Source organism: Nocardia sp. NPDC005746, assembly GCF_040630785.1.
GTDB lineage: Bacteria > Actinomycetota > Actinomycetes > Mycobacteriales > Mycobacteriaceae > Nocardia.
Genome location: NZ_JBEXYE010000039.1, coordinates 1 through 20,021, shown reverse-complemented (window position 1 = coordinate 20,021; position 20,021 = coordinate 1). Strand labels below are relative to the sequence as shown.

Annotated in this window: 19 protein-coding genes; 8 read left to right on the top strand and 11 right to left on the bottom strand. The window is 68.8% G+C overall.

Annotated elements, in window-relative coordinates; all coding sequences use genetic code 11:
- Positions 1–18 precede the first annotated feature (18 nt).
- Positions 19–702 carry a GAP family protein gene (locus tag ABZ412_RS35475; protein ID WP_357289590.1) on the bottom strand — a complete coding sequence of 228 codons (684 nt, stop codon included), beginning with the start codon at positions 700–702 and terminating at the stop codon, positions 19–21.
- A 132-nt stretch (positions 703–834) separates the two neighbouring features.
- On the opposite strand from ABZ412_RS35475, the gene ABZ412_RS35470 reads away from it, so the two are divergent.
- Entirely contained in the window at positions 835–2,064 is a 1,230-nt protein-coding gene (locus tag ABZ412_RS35470; protein WP_357289588.1) for an acyl-CoA dehydrogenase family protein, read from the top strand.
- Between the two features lie 28 nt (positions 2,065–2,092).
- Here ABZ412_RS35470 and ABZ412_RS35465 read toward each other — a convergent pair whose 3' ends face one another.
- From ABZ412_RS35465 to ABZ412_RS35455, 3 genes are all read right to left on the bottom strand, one after another.
- Positions 2,093–2,665 (bottom strand): SMI1/KNR4 family protein, encoded by a 573-nt coding sequence (locus ABZ412_RS35465; RefSeq protein WP_357289585.1) that lies wholly within the window; start codon positions 2,663–2,665, stop codon positions 2,093–2,095.
- Positions 2,666–2,880: 215 nt separating this feature from the next.
- Positions 2,881–3,846: a mevalonate kinase gene (mvk, locus tag ABZ412_RS35460; RefSeq protein WP_357289582.1), complete on the bottom strand. Its 966-nt coding sequence runs from the start codon at positions 3,844–3,846 to the stop codon at positions 2,881–2,883.
- Positions 3,846–4,175: a hypothetical protein gene (locus tag ABZ412_RS35455; RefSeq protein WP_357289579.1), complete on the bottom strand. Its 330-nt coding sequence runs from the start codon at positions 4,173–4,175 to the stop codon at positions 3,846–3,848. Before ABZ412_RS35455 ends, mvk begins: the two co-directional genes overlap by 1 nt.
- A gap of 248 nt (positions 4,176–4,423) precedes the next feature.
- Here ABZ412_RS35455 and ABZ412_RS35450 point away from each other — a divergent pair, with 248 nt between their 5' ends.
- Positions 4,424–4,849, top strand: a complete 426-nt coding sequence (locus ABZ412_RS35450; RefSeq protein ID WP_357289575.1) for a hypothetical protein — start codon at positions 4,424–4,426, stop codon at positions 4,847–4,849.
- 116 nt (positions 4,850–4,965) lie between these two features.
- Complete coding sequence (locus ABZ412_RS35445; RefSeq protein WP_357289573.1) at positions 4,966–5,529, top strand: PadR family transcriptional regulator; 564 nt, start codon at positions 4,966–4,968, stop codon at positions 5,527–5,529.
- Between the two features lie 27 nt (positions 5,530–5,556).
- Here the strand turns inward: ABZ412_RS35445 and ABZ412_RS35440 are convergent, their stop codons facing one another.
- Positions 5,557–6,573 (bottom strand): TIGR03617 family F420-dependent LLM class oxidoreductase, encoded by a 1,017-nt coding sequence (locus ABZ412_RS35440; protein ID WP_357289570.1) that lies wholly within the window; start codon positions 6,571–6,573, stop codon positions 5,557–5,559.
- Positions 6,574–6,678: 105 nt separating this feature from the next.
- On the opposite strand from ABZ412_RS35440, the gene ABZ412_RS35435 reads away from it, so the two are divergent.
- Both ABZ412_RS35435 and ABZ412_RS35430 read left to right on the top strand, forming a co-directional pair.
- Positions 6,679–7,164, top strand: coding sequence for a peptidylprolyl isomerase (locus ABZ412_RS35435; RefSeq protein WP_357289567.1), 486 nt, complete (start codon positions 6,679–6,681; stop codon positions 7,162–7,164).
- A 171-nt stretch (positions 7,165–7,335) separates the two neighbouring features.
- Positions 7,336–8,364 carry an AraC family transcriptional regulator ligand-binding domain-containing protein gene (locus ABZ412_RS35430; RefSeq protein WP_357289564.1) on the top strand — a complete coding sequence of 343 codons (1,029 nt, stop codon included), beginning with the start codon at positions 7,336–7,338 and terminating at the stop codon, positions 8,362–8,364.
- 276 nt (positions 8,365–8,640) lie between these two features.
- On the opposite strand, the gene ABZ412_RS35425 is transcribed toward ABZ412_RS35430, so the two are convergent.
- From ABZ412_RS35425 to ABZ412_RS35405, 5 genes are all read right to left on the bottom strand, one after another.
- Entirely contained in the window at positions 8,641–9,327 is a 687-nt protein-coding gene (locus ABZ412_RS35425; RefSeq protein ID WP_357289561.1) for an AraC family transcriptional regulator ligand-binding domain-containing protein, read from the bottom strand.
- A 631-nt stretch (positions 9,328–9,958) separates the two neighbouring features.
- Positions 9,959–10,630, bottom strand: a complete 672-nt coding sequence (locus ABZ412_RS35420) for an LppP/LprE family lipoprotein (RefSeq protein ID WP_357289559.1) — start codon at positions 10,628–10,630, stop codon at positions 9,959–9,961.
- A gap of 83 nt (positions 10,631–10,713) precedes the next feature.
- The gene (locus ABZ412_RS35415) at positions 10,714–10,932 is read right to left on the bottom strand and encodes a hypothetical protein (protein ID WP_357289556.1); all 219 of its coding nucleotides are present in this window, start codon (positions 10,930–10,932) and stop codon (positions 10,714–10,716) included.
- Positions 10,933–11,033: 101 nt separating this feature from the next.
- Positions 11,034–13,736: a LuxR family transcriptional regulator gene (locus ABZ412_RS35410; protein WP_357289554.1), complete on the bottom strand. Its 2,703-nt coding sequence runs from the start codon at positions 13,734–13,736 to the stop codon at positions 11,034–11,036.
- 234 nt (positions 13,737–13,970) lie between these two features.
- Complete coding sequence (locus ABZ412_RS35405; RefSeq protein ID WP_357289551.1) at positions 13,971–15,056, bottom strand: acyl-CoA desaturase; 1,086 nt, start codon at positions 15,054–15,056, stop codon at positions 13,971–13,973.
- Positions 15,057–15,351: 295 nt separating this feature from the next.
- Here ABZ412_RS35405 and ABZ412_RS35400 point away from each other — a divergent pair, with 295 nt between their 5' ends.
- Positions 15,352–16,950 (top strand): FAD-dependent oxidoreductase, encoded by a 1,599-nt coding sequence (locus tag ABZ412_RS35400; protein ID WP_357289548.1) that lies wholly within the window; start codon positions 15,352–15,354, stop codon positions 16,948–16,950.
- 4 nt (positions 16,951–16,954) lie between these two features.
- Here ABZ412_RS35400 and ABZ412_RS35395 read toward each other — a convergent pair whose 3' ends face one another.
- Positions 16,955–18,112, bottom strand: coding sequence for a DUF6236 family protein (locus tag ABZ412_RS35395; protein ID WP_357289545.1), 1,158 nt, complete (start codon positions 18,110–18,112; stop codon positions 16,955–16,957).
- A gap of 434 nt (positions 18,113–18,546) precedes the next feature.
- Here ABZ412_RS35395 and ABZ412_RS35390 point away from each other — a divergent pair, with 434 nt between their 5' ends.
- A complete protein-coding gene (locus tag ABZ412_RS35390) occupies positions 18,547–19,461 on the top strand; it encodes an SGNH/GDSL hydrolase family protein (RefSeq protein ID WP_357289542.1) in 915 nt (304 codons plus the stop codon).
- A gap of 225 nt (positions 19,462–19,686) precedes the next feature.
- Entirely contained in the window at positions 19,687–19,908 is a 222-nt protein-coding gene (locus ABZ412_RS35385; protein WP_357289539.1) for a DUF397 domain-containing protein, read from the top strand.
- The last annotated feature ends 113 nt before the right edge of the window (positions 19,909–20,021 follow it).

The window sequence follows — 20,021 nt, the reverse complement described above, 5'->3', positions numbered from 1 at the left end:
ATCCGAACGGAGTGGACCCTACAAGGACGAGTAGTTCCGAAGTGCGTCCACGATGAGCGCGGCTCCGAAGAGTACGAAGAGGACTCGAATCGACATGGGGCCGAAGCGGGTCAGGGCGCGGACGAATCCCCGGTAGAACCGCTGTACGCGGGCTGAGCGGCGGGTTGCGGCGAACAGCACCAGGAGTGGTGGCAAGAGGGCGATGAGGCAGTAGGCGGCCACGATCAGGGGCCACAGGGTCGGGCGTGGTTCTCGGATCGTGAGCATCGCCAGTGCAGCCAGGTAGGGGACCGCGGTTGGTGCTTGGGCGAGGCCGATCGCGGCTCCGATCAGGCCCAGGAGTAGTGGTCGTCGTCTGGCCTCGACGGCCCAGGGTGGGATTTCGTTGGCCGCGTGGCTTGGTAGTCGAAGTGCGCCGAGGATCAGCAGGAGCGCGCCGATGATGAGTTCGGCCCAATAGCGAATGGTCGGCGTGATGTCGAAGTGGATGAGATCTGTCAGGAAGCCGAGCCCCAATACGGTGCAGATCCCGAATGCTGTTGTGACGGCGAAAAGTCCTGCGATGAAGCTCAGAGCCCCGGGAACCGGTGAGCGACGACCCAGCCGGCTGTCGACGACCACCGCGGCGGTGATCCCTATGTTCAAGACGTGCAGGGAATCGAGGAAGGCGAACCCCGCGAGCGCCAGTAGGAAGATCAGCATGACCCAACCGACCATACAGACCGGCCACCTCACCCGGATCGCCCTGATGAGCTCACGTGCGGCGTTCAGTCGAAGTAGAACGTGTTCTATATTCGGGGGTAACCGTTCCGCGAGCCCTCGGGAGTTCACTACATGTACCAGTGGTCCGACGAAGACCTGATGTTCCGCGACGCGCTGCGTGGGTTCATCGACAAGGAGATCAAGCCCAACGTCGAGCAGCTGGAGAGTGGGGCGCTGCCGCCTTTCGACATCATCCGGAAGCTGTATGCCACCTTCGGGCTGGACGAGCTGGCGAGGGAAGGCCTGGAGAAGGCGTTCGCGAAGGAAGAGGGCGGGAACACCGGTAAGCCCGGCAAGTCGGGTGGCGGGTTCAGCGGGTCGGGCAGCATGGGGGTGATCCTCAATAGCGAGCTGGCGGGGATCAGCCTGGGCCTGGTGGCCTCGATGGGTGTGAGCCTGGGGCTGACCGTGGGCACGATTCGCAGCCGCGGCACGCTGGCGCAGAAGCAGCGGTGGCTGCCGGAGCTGGTCACCTTCGAGAAGGTCGGCGCGTGGGCGATCACCGAGCCCGACTCCGGGTCGGACGCGTTCGGCGGCATGAAGTCGTACGTGCGCCGTGACGGCGAGGACTACATCCTCAACGGTCAGAAGACCTTCATCACCAATGGCCCGTACGCCGACGTCACCGTCGTCTACGCCAAGCTGGACGAGGGCGACGGCGTCGACAAGCGGGACCGCAAGGTGCTGACCTTCGTGCTCGACAAGGGCATGGAGGGCTTCACGCAGAGCAAGCCGTTCAAGAAGATGGGCATGAACTCCTCGCCGACCGGTGAGATGTTCTTCAACAATGTCCGCATCACCCCGGACCGGCTGCTGGGCGAGACCGAGACCCCCGCCAAGGGCGACGGCAAGGACAGCGCCAAGGAGTCGTTCGCGGCCGAGCGGATCGGCATCGCGTCGCTGGCGCTGGGCATCATCAACGAATGCCACCGGCTCAGCATCGACTACGCGAAGTCGCGCAAGCTGTGGGGCAAGGAGATCGCGCAGTTCCAGCTCATCCAGCTCAAGCTGGCCGAGATGGAGATCGCGCGGATCAATGTGCAGAACATGGTGTTCAACGCCATCGAGCGCACCGCGGCGGGGGAGAAGGTGTCCCTGGCCGAGGCGTCGGCGATGAAGCTGTACTCCTCGCGCGCGGCCACCGAGGTCGCCATGGAGGCGGTGCAGCTGTTCGGCGGCAACGGCTACATGGCCGAGTACAAGGTCGAGCAGCTCGCCCGTGACGCCAAGTCGCTCATGATCTACGCGGGCAGCAACGAGATCCAGGTGACCCACATCGCCAAGGGCCTGCTCGCCGGCTAGGCCGTCGCCGATCGGCACGCCCGCGGGCTCACCCCATCAGTGTCTCGATGAGGTTCGCGCTGCCCGCGGGCGTGCACAGCGACACCGCACCGGTGTGCGGGTCCACCAGCGCCGACCCGCGATCCAGTCGCGCGCTGATCAATTCGAAGAACCCGGCCAGCGACGGCGCGACCACCGCGCGCACGGCCGGATCGGGTCCGTAGGTGATGACCTGGCCCGCGGTGCCGAACGGCCCGGGGCTGGTGTCCACCGCGAAACCGCAGTCGCCGTCGTCCGCGGTGAACGGCACCCACCCGGGCTTCCAGAACTTCCGCGACACCACGCCCGGTTCGGGGCAGTGAACCCAGCGGTCGCAGTCGACGCCCGCGCGGCGGAAGGATTCGGCCGTGCGCTCCTGCAGGGTCTGGATCGCGATGATCTCCTCGACTCCCAGCAGCCGGTGCAGGAAGAAGCCGCCATCGTCGGTGCCGTCCGCGACCGACAGCATGGCGACCAGCGAATCCGGCAGCGGCCGCCCGAAAGCCGCGCGATAGTTCGCCAGCGCCGCCCGGGACACGGGCGGGCGGAAGTGCTCCCGGATGCCCAGGGAAGCGGCCTCCATCCAGCCCAGGATTCTGGAAAACGCGGACCCTGTATCGAGTGATGGCACGCGGGACTCCTACGAGATCGCCTGGTAGCGGGGCACTCTGGTGTGGAAGTCGACATCGGTCCGGACCGCGGCCGGTGCGGGCGTCATCGACGGTCCAGCCGGGAGGCATACGGAGCGCCCCGAGGCGTCCAGGCCCGGGCTTGTGTCGAGAGCGCTTGTTTCAGTGGTCATTTCGAGCTGCCTTCGATCGGAAGGGTCCACACGTGGCGGACGCCGCTGTGGTGGAGCCGCTCGCGGATGCCGGTTGCCGTGTCCGGGTGATCGGTGAGGGCGAGCAGGCATCCACCGAGACCACCGCCGGTCAGCTTCGCGCCCAGTGCGCCCGCCTCCAGCGCGGCCGCGACACCCCGGTCCAGGATGTGGCTGCTGACGCCGAGATTCGCGAGGAGTTCGTGGAATGCGGTGAGCGACCGCCCGACTGCCTTCCAATCGCCTTGGGCCAGCTGGGTAATGGCGCTCTCGGTCAGCGTCTCCGCCGACCGGAGCAGCTCCAGCCCGCTCTGCCCGGTCAGCCGCGCCGAGGCGATGCCGACCGCCTCTCGGGTACCCGCGCCGACACCGGTGTCCGCGACCAGCAGCAAGGCCCGCCCAGCGATCGGGATCGGCGCATGGACGCCCGCCCGGAACTGGATGGGGCCGCGGGAGACCGCGGCCGCCGCGTCGACGCCGCCGGCCCGCCCGTGCGAGTGCTGCCCGCCGACTTGGACGAAGGCGGCCAGATCCGTGTCGCTGAGCGATTGTTCGACCAATGCGGCGGTGGCGCGGATGGCCGCCGCGGTCACGGCCGCACTGGAGCCCAGGCCGCGCGCGACGGGTATGCGGGTGTCCGTGCGCACGGTGAGCGGCGTGCCCGTGATCTTCCAGCGCCGCAGGGCCGCGTCGACGGCGAGCTCCGGACCGGTACGGGGGCGGAAGCCGGGACCGCCGATGCGGAGAACTCCGGGCCTCCCTTCCGGAACCAGCCGCGCGGCAGCGGAATTCGACGCGTGAGCGGCTCGCGCGTGCGCGGTCATGGCGGGAATCGGCAGTGCGATGGCCGCACTGCCGTGCACCACCGTGTGTTCCCCGATCAGGATGACTTTCGCGTGGGCGCTGCCGTCACCGACCCGGTGGCGGGGAGACACGATCGCCATCAGAGTTCCCGATGGGTGGCGGCGTGGGCCGGTGCGAGGAGGTCCTCGGAAATCTGTTCCGCCGGTACCCCATCGATCGCCTGGGACAGATAGCGCTCGGCCTGTTCCATCGCGGCGTCGTGCCCGCTCTCGTCGTCCAGCATGGTCGTCAATCGCGCGACCGCGCCCGAATCCAGCGGCTCGTCGGAGTCGTAGCACCGGGTGAGCTCGGCCGCGTCGGGACCGCCTGCTTCGATGGCTGCGATGACCGGCAGGCTGCGCTTGCGCCAGGTCAGCAAATTGGTGGCACGATGTCCGGAGCCGTTCCGGCGGCGAGCTGAAATGTCCATCTACGAACTCCTGCTGGGGGTGGGTGAGCATGAGCGGGTAGAGCGATATGGACTCCAAGATAGGTGTGTAGCAAACAATCCGCTACGCATGGTTGCGCATGAGAAGAATGCTCCGCGCGCATAATTCGCCTCGGCGGGTCGGCCGACGGCCCCCGGGATGCGTGGAAAGCGCCTCGTCAGCAGCAGTGAAGCACTATCGTTTCTCATCGCTCACGCAGTTGTGGGCGATAAGTGAGGAGCACACTTTCATGAAGAATTCCCACCGCGCCGGCATCGGCGCGACGGCCATCGGCGCAGCGGCCGCCGTCGCCGCGCTGACCGCCCCCAACGCCAGCGCGTTGGTCAACTCGATCACCGTCAGCGACGCCAAGGTCTGCCTCAACAAGGCCACCACCGTGACCGTCGCCGTCACCCCGACCTCGTTCCTGTTCGATGTCTCCCTCAGCGACAACGACGCCTCGGTCGGCAATGCCAAGGTCTCCAACAGCCAGGCCGTCTTCTCCTGGACCCCGACCACCGTCGGCTCGCACACCCTGAAGGCGATCCAGGAAGTCATCAGCACCAAGACCATCACCGTGGACGTCGTGGACTGCACCCCGATCCCCGGCCCCGGCACCGGCTCGTCCGCGAGCAACCCGCTCGCCGGCCTGCTCAGCAGCCTCTCGGCCAAGTAGCGCGCCGCGAACCCGGGGGTGCGGCGCGCGGCCGCGCCTCCGGGCCTGGATCGGCTGAGCCTCCGGCGCCGCATCGGCCGCGCACAGTCAATTAATTGATCAGTTAGCCTGACCTGATGGCGCTACGAAACGCGGTGCTGGCCGCCCTGCTGGACGGTGAGGCCTCCGGCTACGACCTGGCCAAGGGTTTCGACGCCCCCGTGGCGAACTTCTGGGTCGCCACCCCGCAGCAGCTGTACAAGGAACTCGAGCGGATGGCCGCCGACGGGCTCATCGAGACCCGCGTCGTCGAACAGGAACGCCGCCCCACCAAACGCTTGCACGCCATCACCCCCGCCGGCCGGGCCGCGTTGCGCGAATTCATCGCCGAGCCGGCCAAACCCACCGCCATCCGCGACGAGATGATGGTGAAGGTCCAGGCCATGGAACCCGAGGACGCCCCGGCCGTGCGGGCCGCCGTCGCCGCCAAACAGGAATGGTCGCGGGCGCGACTGGCCCGCTACGAGCGGCTGCGCACCCGGATGCTGGGCGGGCGCAGCGAACAGGCATACCTCGCCGAAGTCGACCGGGTCGGTCCGTATCTGACGCTATTGCGCGGAATCTCCCTGGAGCAGGAGAACATTCGGTGGGCCGAGTTCGCGCTGTCGGTCATCGAACGGCGAATCGGGGCCCGCGCGTAGGGTTTCCGCGCGGGCCCCGGTGCCGCTTCAGTTCGACCGGAGCTCCTCGATGGCCTTCCGCAGGCGGTCGTCGGCCCCGTCGTCGGCGGGAGCCGCCATCACGACGCCCTCCGCGAGCCCGTCGTAGCGCTCCCGCAGGAGTCCTGGCAGCGCGGCGTAATCGCCGCAGACGAGCAGGGTGTCCAGCACATCGTCGGTCATCACCGCCGACAGCCGGTCCCACCGCTGCGCCTGTGTCAGTTCCCGCAGCCGGTCGAATAGTTCGGGCAGGCCGAGCCGGATGAGCGTGGGTTTGTAGGACGGCGTGGAGTAGAGGAACGCGAGCAGGCGGCGCATCCGCTCGCGTTCGCGATTCACCAGCTCGGCACTCGCACCGGTGGCGACCGGCGCGGAGGCGTAGATCGGGGGCGTGGCCCGCGCGCCCTCGACCGCACCCGCCACCAGGGCAGGTCGCACCACGTCGCGCAGATAGCCCGGATCGGCGTTGGTGGAGTGGGTGATCACGCCGTCGGCGAGTCGTCCGGCCAGCGTGCACATTCCGGTGTTGACCGCGCCCAGCAGCACCGGAGGGGCGGCCATCTCGCTGGGCCCGGGGTTGAAGTAGGGCTGCATGCGCGTGAGCCGGTAGTGGTCGCCCTCGTAACGGACCGATTCACCGGAAGCGAAGGCCGCGAACAGTTCCCGCACGGCCTCGACGTACTCGCCCATCCGGCCGACCGGTTCGGTCCAGGGCATGGCGTACCGGTCTTCGATGTTCTGCTTGATCTGGGTGCCCAGCCCCAGTTCGAACCGCCCGCCTGAGAAGCTCGCGAGATCCCACGCGCTGTAGGCGACCAGGGTGGGAGAGCGGACGAAGGCCAACGTGATCGCCGTGCGCACCGTGATGCGGCTCGTGTGTTCGGCGGCCAGCAGCGCCACCGCGAAGGAGTCGTGGATCGTCTCCGGAATATGGATGCCGTCGAAGCCCAGGGCCTCCATCCGGCGCGCCACCGCGGGCACCTGCGACAGGGGCAGGCGCGGATCCAGGGCTGCGAAAACTCTCATCGGCCGTCTTCCTCGGGTGTCGCGTGTTGTCGACGCCGACGGTAGCGAACCGGTGGGTCCGGGTTACATTTGCGCGGTCCGCATTCCTCTGCGAAAGGGTCACCCATGTCGATCGCCGCTGACAAGGTCGTCTCCATCGAATACACCTTGACGGCCGACGACGGCGAGGTGCTGGACACCTCCGTCGGCGACGAGCCGCTCACCTACCTGCACGGCGCGGACAACATCGTGCCGGGCCTGGAACAGGCGCTCGAGGGCAAGAGCACCGGGGACGAGCTGACCGTCGTGGTCGAGCCCGAGGACGGCTACGGCGACTACCTGGCCGAACTGGTCAGCAGTGTGCCGCGGGACATGTTCGAGGGCGTCGACGAGCTCGAGCCGGGCATGGAGTTCCACGCCGAGGCCCCGGACGGCGAATCCCAGATCGTGGTCGTCCAGCAGGTCGACGGCGACGAGGTCATCATCGACGCCAACCACCCCCTGGCCGGTCAGCGGCTCAACTTCGCGGTCAAGGTGGTCGACGTGCGCGACGCCACCGCCGACGAGCTCGCCCACGGCCACCCGCACGGCGACGACGACCACCACCACTGATCCTCCGCCGGGTCGGTTCGCCACGAACCGGCCCGGTGAATCCTCCGAATTCCGGTGCGGCCGACAGGGTTCGTTTTTCGGCCAATCGGCCGATGTCGCCCCCGGATCACGCGGTCTGTGACTACGTTCTCGATAGCAACGAGTGGTCCTGTGCGCGTGGCCGGAGGGATCTTGGAGACCACATATCGCCTGTCCCTGCACAGGTTCGCCATCACCGAACTGGCGGCGAACGGGTTGGATACCGACTGGTTGCTCCGAGAGACCGGTATCCCGCACTGGTCCATGGATGACGGGGATATCCAGGTCCCCAGCTCGGCCTATGCGCGCATGTGGGACGTGGCCGCCCGCGCCCTCGACGATCCGCTCGTCCCCGCCCGGGTGGGCTGCCGGTTCACCCTCGGCGCGGGCGGGCTGTGCGACTACCTGTTCTCCACCTCGGCCACCATCGGGGAGGGCCTGGCCACCGTCGGGCCGTTCATCAGCGATATCACCACCAACCACCGGCTGTCCCGCACCGAGGAGGACAACGGTGACATCACCTTCGGCTTCGAGATCATCGAGGGCGACGACACCGCCCGCGACCTGACCCACCTGTGGGCGGTCGTCTCCCTGCGCGGGCGGGCCCGCCGAGTCGCGGCGGGGCCGTTCGACGCGGTCCGGGTCCGACTGCGGCAGCGGGCCCCGCGCAACCACACCGATCTGCACGACCTGGTCGGCACCCGGGCCATCGAGTTCGGGGCGTCGGAGGACTCCATCACCTTCCGCGCCGCCGATATGGACGTACCGCTCACCACCGCGGACCCGGTACTGCACGCCATCCTCGAGAAGGTCGCCGCCACCGTCCCGCCGCCGCCCCCGCTGGCCAGCGCCTGGGTGGATCAGGTATCCGAGGCGCTCGCCGAAGCCTTCGTCGCCGGCGACGCCTCGCTCGCCACCGTCGCACGACGACTCATGGTGAGCCGCCGCACCTTACAGCGCCGGCTGACCGAGGCGGGCACCACCTGGCGGCAGGAACTCGACCGCGCACGACTGGAACGACTGCGCCGCGCCGACACCGCCGGAAAGCACCTGGGCCGGGCCAGGCAGGCCGAAATCCTGGGATATTCTGGCCCACAGGCGATTCGGCGGGCCGCGCGACGATGGGAGTCCATCGCCGAACGCCGCGTCTCGGACGGTCCCGTGCCGGCGGGACGCTCCTGACGCGTACCGCGAACAGCGTGGGGGCGCGACGAACAGCGTGAGCATGGGCGGTCAGCGTGAGCGCATGGATTCCCGCGCGATGAGCACGACATCGAACCCGGAGCCCGCCACACCGTGGCCATGTCGACCGCGACCACTCCCGCACCCACGATGCCGAGTCGGCACGGCACCTCGCGGGCACTGGTGGCCTCACGAATGGTTCACGGTCGCAACGCATCCAGACCCGGCAGCGATCGGCGTGAGGGTGCGGAGCGATCGGCACGGCCGGACATTTGATCAGCGAGGCCCTGGACCGTCGTCGAAGCGCACGCGGGTCGGATGGCGGGGCGCTCGGCCGTCATCGCGGACCGCGTACAGGCCCGCGAAGCACGGATTCGCTTGCGGCATGGGCATATCGAGCAGCAGCGGGTCGAGCACCAATGCCGTGCGAGGCGCCTCGAACATGAGGTCGCGGACGCCGAGCACCACCGCGATGCCCTCGTAGACCGGATCGGCGGCCACCGTGGTCTCGGCCCGCTTGATGGGCCGGCGCATTTGCACAGCGTCGCGCTGCACGCTGACCAGCGCCCCGATGTCGTGTTCCAGGGCGAAACGACGGATTTCGACGGGCAGCATGGAATCGTCACGCACCAGCTCGATCTCGTCGCCACGCCGCTCGATCGTATGGCGGGCCAGCGAGCAGGACCGCTCGGCGAACCGGATCGCCACCTCGAACGCCTGCCGGACCGTGGGCTGACTCATGACCGTGCGTTCGATCGCGCCGATCTGCGGGGGATGGCAGGTGAGTCCCGCCATGAGGCCGAAGCCCGCCTCGTCGCCGATGCCGTGCACGATATTGCGGATCACCGCCACGTGCTGGGTGAAGGTGATCTCGGTGCCGGGGTGGGCGAGCTGCACGTCGCGGATGCCGGTGTGCCGCAGAATCGATGCGATCGACAAGCCACGACCCAGCGCGAAATCCACCAGTAGTGCGGTAGTGGAGATCGGGCGCATTCGGAGCCCACGCTGGGCCGGCCTGTGATTGATCACCGGTGTTGCCTCTGGTCCTCGGGATTGCCACCGCCCGCCCGGCTGACGCACCTGGCGCGGCGGAGCGGTGAGAGGTCTCCGGGTACACCCGCGGCGCGGCCGGTGCGCCCGGATCCCGCTTCCAGCTTCGTGAATCGCGGGCAACACGGCCAGCCCCGATTGCGCCAAGGCTCCGCTGATTGCGCCATCCTGTGCCCGCGGGTCTGGCGTGGATGTCCGAAATGGGCACCCGCGGGCCGGAAATCGATCTTCTTCGGGACCGGTGCCGGGAGGAATGCGGGGCGGCGGTGGGGGAGCGGCGTGATGCACCGGGGGTGTACCGGGATGCGCGGAGTTGTCCCAGCACCAACGTCTCGTGACCGAAAGCGCAGTGGCGAAGAGACTATGGCAATCTTACAGTTACCTCATCGCACGGTGATCGATGAACCCCGCCGGACAGCGAAAACGACCGCAGGTATCGAAACCTGTTGCGGCATACCACGTTCACCTCTCGCTGTGGTCGAGGAGCCCTGCAACCGGAGGGTCCGCACCTGCGGACGGTCGCGCGCTGATCGGCGGGCCCGGCTCACTTGGGCGCGATGGCCTGTGCGGGGAAGTCGCGGTCGGGAGTGACGCTGTGCCCGTCGGATCCGAGGGTGAGCGTCACCACGGACGGGCCGCCCGACGGGCAGCAGTTCGCGTCGTTCCCGGCGAGCCAGCGGTACTGCACCTGCACCGTGCGATCGGAGGATCCGACCACGCTCGTGTAGGAGGTGGACCGTTTGGTCGCCGTGCCCAGGTAGCCGTCGTGGTTGAACAGCATCACGTGCCAGGGTGAACTTGCGGTGCCGTGCGGAGTCCCGGCCCGGATCCACAGCAGTGCGGGGCAGGAGCCGACGGCCGCGTCGGTGCCGCTCTCGGCATAGAACCCGTCCCCGCCCACGCCGCCGCCGAGTGTCGTGAGCGCCTGTGTGACCACCGGCGACGTCAGGCTGACGCACCGGCCGTTGGCCGCGGTGGCGGGCGCGGTGTCCGCCGGCGGTCGTGAGTTCCCCTGGGACTGTGTCGGATTACCCTGGGACTGCGGCGGATTCTCCGGCGAGTGCGCGGGGACGGTGGCCGGCGCGGATCCCCCCGCGCTGACGGTGGTGGCGGGTGCCTGCGATCCACCGCTGGGCGTCGTCACCTCGTCCTGGCAGCCGGCCACCGCCAGGCTCACGGCGGCGGCCGCCGCGACGATTCCGATGATTCGTTTCACGGGTAGTCCTTTCAGATGAGAACCCCGGGCCACGGAGCCCGGGGTTCCTCAGCCGGTCGCCTGTTCCGCGACCGCGATATCGCTCAGAAGCAGTACGGGAACTTGCACTTGCCCGGTTCGTTCGGCCCGAAGATCGCCGCGATCAAACCGTTGATCACCACGTCTGCACCCGCGGACCCGGTGCTGATCGCCACGTCCTGGACACCCGCGACCGACTCGGGCTGCGCGGCTTGGGCCGTCGCGGTCGCGGGCGCGCCGATCAGCGCGCCCGCCGCGAGAACCACCAGAGACTTTCGAATCATGTTCCTACCCTTTCGCCAACCTATCGTCGACAGTAGGAACCGGGGTCCGTGCGGTCCATCGGACGAATGCCCTATTTCTTTCCGATAGGGCACCGCGCCGGTCACAAGGACGTGTGCCGGGCCAGCTCGACGCGATTGCTGACGCCGAGCTTGGGAAAAGCCCGGTACAGGTGGTGGCTGACGGTTTTCGGGCTGATGAACAGCTTGGCCGCGATCTCCTTGTTCGTCGCACCGGCCGCGGCGAGCCGGACCACCTGCAGTTCCTGCGGCGTCAACGCGGCAGTCTCCGCGGCCAGGGCCGTCTCCGGCCGTCGCGCCAGATCGCCCGCGGCGCGTAATTCGTTGCGGGCATGCGCCGCCCACGGAATCGCACCGAGCCGCTCGAAGGTCTCGCCCGCGGCGCGGAGCTGCGTCCGGGCCTCGCCGATGCTGCGTTCGCGGCGCAGCCACTCGCCGTAGAGCAGCGCCGTTCGGGCGTGGTCGTACCAGAGTCCCTCGGCGGCCTGCAGTTTCAGCGCCCGCGTGTAGGCGTCGCCGTCGGAGTGCAGCATGGCCTGACAGCGAACCGAGATCGACTCGGCGAAAGGCGAACCCAGTGCCGCCGACCACCGCTCGATCTCCTCCACCGCGTGCGCCGCCCGTTCGGGTTGGCGCGCGCGCACCGCGGCCTCCACCAGATCGCGCAGCAGGTGCAGCCAGTGGCCGCGGATCCGGTTCGGAATACGGTGCAGGGCGTCGAGGCGATCCAACGCCGGTTCGTAGCGCCCGTGCCCGAGATCGACCAGGGCCCGCGCCCATTCGTGGTTGACGTGGTTGATGAAATTGTCCTGCCCGTGCGATCGGCGCGGGTGATCGAGCAGTTCCAGGCAGCGCGGCTCATCCCCGCGAATCCCGGCGATGAGCGCGAGATAGCCTTCGCCGAAGCCGATCTCGCTCAGCTGACCGATGTCCCGCGACACCCGCACGGCGTGCGCGACCTTCTCCTCGGCCTCCCACAGCCGGCCCAGCATCAGGTCCGCCGCACCGGCGTAGATGGCCCCCGTCGCGAACCGCCCGACCCGGCCCTGGCACTGCGCGGTGTCCGAGAAGCGCTGCGCCAGCGCCTGGGCGTCCTCGAGATCGCCGATCAGCATGGCCTGCCCGGTCGCGGCCAGCACCAGGGCCGGATCGTCGGAACGATGGCTCTCGGCGATGGTGGCCCGGATCCGCGTGACGCCCTCGGCGAGCTCGCCGGAATGCAAATTCAGTGCTCCGTCGAGCGCGCGTAGGAACGCCGACCGCTGTTCGGGCGGCAAGCGCAGCTCCGCCAGCTGGGCGCGCGCGTGGTAGGCGGGCGCGGGATCACCCAGCACCCAGGACGAGCGGGCCGCCTCCATGAACAGTGGTCCGGCGCGCTCGGGGTCGATCGCGGCCACCTCCTCGGCCGCCGCGAACAGCGAATCCTGCGACCCGCGCAGGTCGCCCTGTTCGTACGCGATCAGCGCCTTCACCCAGCCCAGCCGCGCTCGCTCGTCCGGAGCCAGCGGCAGCTGCCCGGCCGATCGGCCCAGTTCGGCGGCGCGCTGATAGGCGCCCGCGGCGGCGGCCCATTCGATCGCCAGAAGTATTCGGCGGTTACGGTTTTCGAGATCCGTGGTCAGGGCGGCGGCCCGCTCCGCGGCCGCCGCGGCCGCCGAGTAACCGGCTCGATCCACAGCGCGAAACGCCGCCGATTCCAGCAATGCCGCGATCTCCTCGTCCGGGCCGACGGTCGCTGCCGCCAGATGCCAGGCACGGCGATCGGGGTCATCGTCGGACGCGGCGGCCAGTGCGGCGTGCACGGGCCGGCGCTCGGCGAACGACGCACCGTGATAGACCGCCGCCCGCACCAGTGGGTGGCGGAACCGAATCGCCTGCGCGGTGACGTCGATCAGGCTCGCGGCCTCAGCCTCGGCGATGCCCTCCGGATCGACGCCGAGGGCGTCGAGCACGCGCAGCACCAGTCGCAGATCACCGGCCGTCTCCGCCGCGGCCGCCAGCAACGCGGTGCGCGACGCGGGCGAGAGCTCCGCGATCTGGTGTCGATAGCCGCTGGACAACCGATGTGGCAGGGGCAGCGGCCCGACCGGCAGCGCGTCCAGATCCATTCGCGGAAACTCCAGCAGCGCCAGCGGATTTCCCGCTGCCTCCCGCAGCACCCGCTCCCGCATATCGCGGCGCAGCCCCGGCCAGTTGTCGGCGAGCAGCCGCGCCGAGGCCGTGGTGTCCAGCGGCGGCAGATGAAGGCCGGGCACGCCCGGCAGGACCGCCTCGGCGCGGCTCGCGAACAGGATCACGATGCCCTCGGCGCCGAGTCGGCGCGCCGCGAACCGAAGTGCTTGCGCCGAAGCGGAATCCAGCCACTGAACATCGTCGACCGTACACAGCACCGGGCCGCCCTCGGCCAGTTCGGCCAGCAGTGACAGGGTCGCCAGACCGACCAGGAAGCGGTCGATCGGCTCGGTCGCGACCCGCAGCCCGATCACCGCCCGCAGGGCATCGGCCTGCGGGCCGGGCAGGGCATCCAGCGGCAGGGCGTCGACATGACCGCCGGCCGCCATCAGCAACTCCTGCAGTCCCGAGAACGGCAGCTCCGAATCGCCCTCCACGCCCGCGCAGCGCAGCACCCGCCAGTCGCCGCCGGTGAGCTCCGCCGCGCGGTCCAGCAGCGCTGTCTTCCCGCCACCCGCGTCGGCCACGATCTCCACCGCACCGCTCTGGCCGTCCACGGCCCCGTTCAGCAGCGTGGTGATCCGCTGTTCCTCGTGTGCGCGGCCATACAGCATGTCCCCCAACCTATATGGCCACGCTGCCTACTCGGTGTCGGTGTCGGCGGCGCGCAAAGGCATGGTGTTCGCCGCTGGCGCTGGGCTATTGCCGAGCCGGCGCGGCGGTGAGCGGGCCGCGTGGTGGGAGATAGCCGCCGCGCGGCGCGTTCGCCGAGCTGAAACGAACCCCGCGCGGCCGGGTCGCCCAACCATCGAACCGGTCGTGATCGGGCGGGATCACGTGGCGGGTGCCTAACGCACCTGACGGCCGACGGCGTTCAAGTGGCCCAGGGCCTGAGCGTAGGAGGTGAGGAGCGTGGTTTCGGCATAGGGAATAGCGTGCTCGGCGCAGAAGGCTCGGACCATCGGCTGGGCCGAGCGCAGGGCGGCACGCGGCATGGAGGGGAACAGATGGTGCTCGATCTGGTAGTTGAGGCCGCCCAGTGCGAGGTCGATCAGGGCGCCGCCGCTCACATTGCGTGCGGTGAGGACCTGGCGGCGCAGGAAATCGGTGTTGTCGCCCTCGAGGAGGACCGGCATCCCCTTGTGATTCGGGGCGAACGTGAAGCCCATGTAGAAGCCGAACAGACCCTGATGCACGGCGATGAAGACCAGCGCCTTGACCGGCGACAGCACCAGGAACACCGCCGACAGGTAGAGGACGGCGTGCGCGACCAGGAACGCCCCTTCTCGGACCCGGTTCCGGATCGGCCAGGTCAGGACCGCGCGCACACTGGAAAAGTGCAGGCTGCCCGCCTCCAGCAGCAGCATCGGGAAGAACAGCCACGCCTGATAGCGGAAGATGAAGCGCCGCCAGCCCTTTCCGGTGACCGCGCGCTCCGCCGAGTGGGCCAGAATGCCGCCGACATCCGGATCCTCACCCTCGGTATTGGGGTGCGCGTGATGGCGATTGTGGTTGCTCGTCCACCAGCCGATGCTCACACCGGTCGCCAGATTGCCGACGAACAAGCCGAACCAATGGTTGGCCCGGCGTGTCCGGAAGACCTGCCGGTGCCCGGCGTCATGCCCGAGGAACGCGACCTGCGCGAACGCGACCGCCAGGAACACCGCCGTCCCCAGCTGCCACCAGGAGTCGCCGATCGCCGCGAACGCCGCCCAGCCCAGCGCGAAAACGCCTACGGTGAGACCGGTTTTCCACCCGTAGTACCGCAGGCGCCGTTCCAGCAGGCCCGCCTGCCGTACGCGCCGCATCAGGGCCGCGTAGTCGCTGCCGCGCGAGGGGTAGTCGCCGTCGCGGGCGGGCGTGAGGGCGGGCGTCACCGGGGCGAGGGTCTGTTCCCGCTCCGCCGGGCGGCGTCGTTCCGTGAGGATTACCAAGGGTTCTGCACATCCTGCTGTCGTGGTGCGTGGCGGACCCGCGTACCCGGCACCAGGGTGCCGCGCCGCGGCCACCATCAGATGAACGAACGTGCGAGGCGGCGGCACAACTGCATGACGGTTTCGCGACCGCCAGGTGGTCTTCGGCGCCGGAGCCGATCCGGATGTGACAGTACTGTCGCCGTGATCCGCGCTCCGAAACGGGTTCCTGTGCGGTCGCTTTCGAGTATTTTCGCAACACATTCTAGTTTCGCGGCCCGGACGGGACGAGACTTGTGTGGCGGAAGGGCTGATCATGGCTGCTACGGACTACATCGTCATCGGCTCCGGCAGCGCCGGGGCGATCATCGCGCGCCGGCTCGCCGACACCGGCGCCACCGTCACCCTGTTCGAGGCGGGCCGCTCCGACCGCTCCCGGCTCATGCGCAAACCCGGCATGATCGGCCCGATGCACAGCGTGCCCCAGCTCAAGAAGCTCATCGACTGGGGGCACTACACCGTCGAACAGAAGCACGCCCTGGGCCGCAAGATCCCGCAGACCCACGGCAAGGTGGTCGGCGGGTCCAGCTCCGTCAACGGCATGGTGTTCGTGCGCGGCAACCGCCGCAACTTCGACGACTGGGCCGCCGAGGGCAACACCGGCTGGTCCTACGAGGACGTGCTGCCCAGCTTCCGCAAGTTCGAGTCCTTCGAGGACGGGGCCAACCAGTTCCGCGGCGACTCCGGCCCGATCAAGGTGATCCGCGCCCGCGACCTGACCCCCGCCTCCGAATCGTTCATGCGGGCCTTCACCGAGACCACCGACCTGCCACTCAACCCCGACTACAACGGGGCCGAACAGGAAGGCGTCTCGATCCTGCAGCAGAGCAACAGCGACGGCCTGCGCTCGAGCACCTCGGTCGGCTACCTCGACGACCGGCCGAAAACCCTGACCGTGCTGGCGAATACGCAGGTCCTGCGCATCGTGATCGACAACGGCCGGGCCGTCGGCGTGGAATACCGCACCGGCAACGGCATCGACATCCTGCACGCCGACCGCGAGATCATCGTCAGCGCAGGCGCTTTCGGCTCACCCCACCTGCTCATGCTCTCCGGCGTCGGCCCCGCCGACCACCTGCGCGCCTTCGGCATCGACGTCGCCGCGGACCTCCCCGTCGGCGACAACCTGCACGACCATCTGTTCGTCCCCATGTCCTTCGCCATGCCCACCGCCGTGCGCCGCTCCTCCCCGGCCTACTTCGCCCGCGCCTTCGTCCGGGAATCGTTGCGCAACAACACCACCTGGCTGGCCCGCAGCGTCTTCGAAGCCGTCGCCTTCCTGCGCACCCCCTACACCACCGGCATCCCCGACCTGCAACTCCACGTCCTCCCCTGGAGCTACCCCGGCCCCAATCAGGACGCCCCCACCCGCCACATCCCCGACCCCCGCCGATCCCTCACGATCATGGTCACCATGATCTACCCCCGCAGTCGCGGCACCCTCCGCCTGACCTCGGCAGACGCCACCGCCGCCCCCGCCATCGACCCCAACTACCTCGCCGACCAGAACGACCTCGACACCCTCGCCTACGGCATGGACCTCACCCGAGAAGTCATGTCCGCCAAATCCATCACCCCCGCCGTGGACACCGAAATCTCCCCCGGCCCCGCCTACCCCACCCGAGCCGACCTCGCCGCCGAGATCCCCAACCGCGCCACCACCGTCTACCACCCCGTAGGCACCTGCCGCATGGGCGCCGACGCCCGAGCCGTGGTCGACCCGACCCTCCGCGTCCGCGGCATCGAGGGCCTCCGAGTAGCCGACGCCTCGATCATGCCCAGCATCGTCGGCGGCAACACCAACGCCGCCACGATGATGATCGGCGAACACGCCGCCTCGATCATCCTGGCTTGAGCCGCTATCGACCGCGCCGCCGCATCCGGTCGATCAACGACCGTCCCGACAGCTCCTTGTCGACAGCCAGCAGATAGGAGACGGGCGACTCGCGGTGTGCTGCGCGCCGCGCCTTTCTCCGGTCCGCCACATAGGACCCGACAGCGAGCGCGGCCCCGCCGGCCATCGCCGCCGGAGACCCCGTGGCGGCGAGACCGGCCCCGAGCAGCGTGCCGGCGGTGGACTTAGTGATATCGACCTTGATTCCGAGCAGCCCGGTACCGGATTCGACGCCCAGGGCTCGCAGCGCGTGCCGGAGTTCGTCCAGCTGGGGCTTGGTCTTGGCGTTGTAGACGCTTTGCAAGTGCTTCTCGGCGACAACCGGATCCTCGATCGCGGCAATCGTTCCCAGATCGGTGGACAGGGACGCGACGTGGGCCCGGAAGGCCGCCAGCTCACCGCCGTAGCGGTCCCGGAAGGCGATCAGGGTGTCCAGCGGGACCGTCTCGAGATGATCGGGCCGGATGGACGCCTCGACCGCGAGATGGATGTACGCGCCCTCGACGTCACCGATCGCGGGAACGGCCACGTCCTCGTCGAGCAGGAGTTCGTACAGGCGGTCCAGAGTGCCGACGGCGCTGTGCACGTCGTCGGTGGCCGGGGCCAGCGCGCGGTGCCGGGACACCACGTCGGCCAGGGCGGTGAGATAGATCCGGGCGAGCGCGGGATGCAACCCGACATAGACGGCGTCGTCCTCGTAGACGACAACGGCGAGATCCGCCGCCTCGAACGAACTGAGCAGCGGCGGAGTCATCTTCGGACCGCTTTGGCCGGCGTGCACCCACCTCAGACCCGGGTAGTCGGCTCGCGGCCCCGACACCGCCCGCTCGCCGGAGGCGTCCTCGACGGCCTGCCGCCAGGAGAATCGCTTGCGCAGGTCGTCACCGCCCAACTCCACGATCTCCCCGAACACATCCGCGACAGCCACGATCTCCCGCCGCGAAGGCTCGACCCCGAACAGGAAGTCCGTCTCCGCCCGCAACTGCGTCACCAGCTCGGAGTCCACGTCCATGGTGAGCCGCGGCTGAATCCGCCCGACCGAGTCCCAGGTCAAAATGGCCAGCTTGAGCCAATTCTCGTTCCGGAAGCGCATCCACGGGTAGTACAGGGCGATAGTCGACACGTGTTCCAGCATGCCACCAAGAGATCTGCCGCTGCCGCAATGTTGTTGCGGCATAGCCGGTTCCGCGCGAGTTGCTCCCGAATCGCTTGTTACGCAGAGGGTCGGATTCTCGATCGGTTCCAGAGCACGGGAAAGCCCGCCGGCTCCGGGGGACGGGACATGGTCGATCCGGTCAAGCCCCGACCTTCCTAACCGTCTCCCGCGACCACTACTCGATCGCCGCCCTGATCGTGGACCTCCCGCCCTCCGCCTGGGAGCGCGTCGTCGACTGGTTCGACGACCTGCAGCCGTCATTCCGGCATGACAGCCGATCCGCGCGCGGGCGGGCTGCCGAATTCGCAATCGAACCTCGACGTTGTGGTCGCGCGGTTACAGTGGCTTCGAATTGGAAGCAATCGGTTTTCACAAAGGCATCGACAAGAGGTACGCGGGTAGTGAAAAGTTCGGCTCGGTTGCGGTTGGTTGCGGCGGTCACGGTGTGTGGCACCGCGGCGGTGCTCGGCGCGGTGGCGCCGTCAGCCACGGCGGAGGCGCCCGGCGGTAAAACCCTCGTGACGATCGGCGATTCCTTCTCCGCCAATGGGGAGATCCTCGATCTGCTGAACAAGGACGGGGATCCCGGCTGCAAGCATGTGGCCACCTCGTGGCCGACGCAGCTGACCCAGCGGATGGGCTTGGCGCCGGACGACGTCGAGGACACCTCGTGTCAGGGCGGCACCATCGACACCTCGGGCTGGGCGCTGGTGCATCAGGTGAAGCGGGCCGCGTCCGAGGGCGCGTTCGGGCCGCGGACCCGGGCCGTGACCATCCAGCTCGGCATGAACGACGCCTGGGGGACCGACCATCCGGTCGTCCTGTCGATGGCGTGCCTGGCCGACCTCGCCGCCGGTTGCGGTCCGGATGCCGCGGCGCAAGGCCGCACCCCCGACCCCGCGACCGTCACCGGCCAGGGGTACGCCGACCGGGTCCGCAAAGCGGTCGAGTACATCCGCTACTACGCCCCGAACGCACGCGTCATCTTCGTGGGATACCCGGAGATCCACACCCCCGGCCAGGACTCCGCCTGTGCGAGCATCCTCGGCGTCGATGTGGTGCAGCCCCGGGCCGGCGCGGTCACCGGATTCCTGGACCGGATCGACACGGCCCAGCGTGAGGCCGCCCGCCTGCTGAACGTGGACTTCCTCGACGCCCGGGCGGTCACCGCCGGGCACGGCGCCTGCGCCGCGGACTCCTGGGTGGCCGGAGCCTTCGACCCGCGCACCGACTTGCTCGGATTCCCCTGGCACCCCACCGCGCGCGGCGACTCGACGCTCGCGGCCGCCGTGCAGCAGCGGATCGAACGAGGCTGAGGCACAGCGTCGTAGCGGGTGCGAGCCGTTATCGCGGTCCCCGCGTCACCGGTTTCTGTCGGTGGGTCGCCGTAGAATTGCGGACATGAGCATTTCGATGAGTCGGCGTGCAAGATGGCATGAATTCAGTTGCGCTGCCGGTGGTTCGGATAGCACTGTGCTTGTCGTCAGCGATTCAACAGCAGGGGCATGGGGAGTGTCCCTCCGGGGGAAGGAATGAAGGCCATGAACCGCAAGACGATTCGCGGCGAGCGTCGCGGGCCCAGGTTCGCCAAGAGCAGTTTCAGCTACGGCGGCGGCGACTGTGTCGAGGTCGCGTACCACGAGGGACAGATCGCACTGCGCGATTCCAAGGATCGCCACAGCCCGGTGCTGTGGTTCACGAAATCGGAATGGCGGGCGTTCATGTCGGGCGTGCGGGCCGGCGAATTCGATTTCGCCGACTGACGTGAAGGTGGTGTCGCAGGTTCTTCGCGGTCACCGCCCACGATGTCTCGCATCTGCACAATCCGCTGGGCACCACGCTGCAGAACTATCCCGACGGCGTGAACATAATGGCC

Coding starts and splice junctions, on each gene's coding strand:
- ABZ412_RS35440 (WP_357289570.1), bottom strand. CDS start 6,573: ATGAGAGTTTTCGCAGCCCTGGATCCGCGCCTGCCCCTGTCGCAGGTG.
- ABZ412_RS35475 (WP_357289590.1), bottom strand. CDS start 702: ATGCTGATCTTCCTACTGGCGCTCGCGGGGTTCGCCTTCCTCGATTCC.
- ABZ412_RS35410 (WP_357289554.1), bottom strand. CDS start 13,736: ATGCTGTATGGCCGCGCACACGAGGAACAGCGGATCACCACGCTGCTG.
- mvk (WP_357289582.1), bottom strand. CDS start 3,846: ATGGCGATCGTGTCTCCCCGCCACCGGGTCGGTGACGGCAGCGCCCAC.
- ABZ412_RS35415 (WP_357289556.1), bottom strand. CDS start 10,932: ATGATTCGAAAGTCTCTGGTGGTTCTCGCGGCGGGCGCGCTGATCGGC.
- ABZ412_RS35465 (WP_357289585.1), bottom strand. CDS start 2,665: ATGGAGGCCGCTTCCCTGGGCATCCGGGAGCACTTCCGCCCGCCCGTG.
- ABZ412_RS35385 (WP_357289539.1), top strand. CDS start 19,687: ATGAACCGCAAGACGATTCGCGGCGAGCGTCGCGGGCCCAGGTTCGCC.
- ABZ412_RS35400 (WP_357289548.1), top strand. CDS start 15,352: ATGGCTGCTACGGACTACATCGTCATCGGCTCCGGCAGCGCCGGGGCG.
- ABZ412_RS35455 (WP_357289579.1), bottom strand. CDS start 4,175: ATGGACATTTCAGCTCGCCGCCGGAACGGCTCCGGACATCGTGCCACC.
- ABZ412_RS35450 (WP_357289575.1), top strand. CDS start 4,424: ATGAAGAATTCCCACCGCGCCGGCATCGGCGCGACGGCCATCGGCGCA.
- ABZ412_RS35435 (WP_357289567.1), top strand. CDS start 6,679: ATGTCGATCGCCGCTGACAAGGTCGTCTCCATCGAATACACCTTGACG.
- ABZ412_RS35470 (WP_357289588.1), top strand. CDS start 835: ATGTACCAGTGGTCCGACGAAGACCTGATGTTCCGCGACGCGCTGCGT.
- ABZ412_RS35445 (WP_357289573.1), top strand. CDS start 4,966: ATGGCGCTACGAAACGCGGTGCTGGCCGCCCTGCTGGACGGTGAGGCC.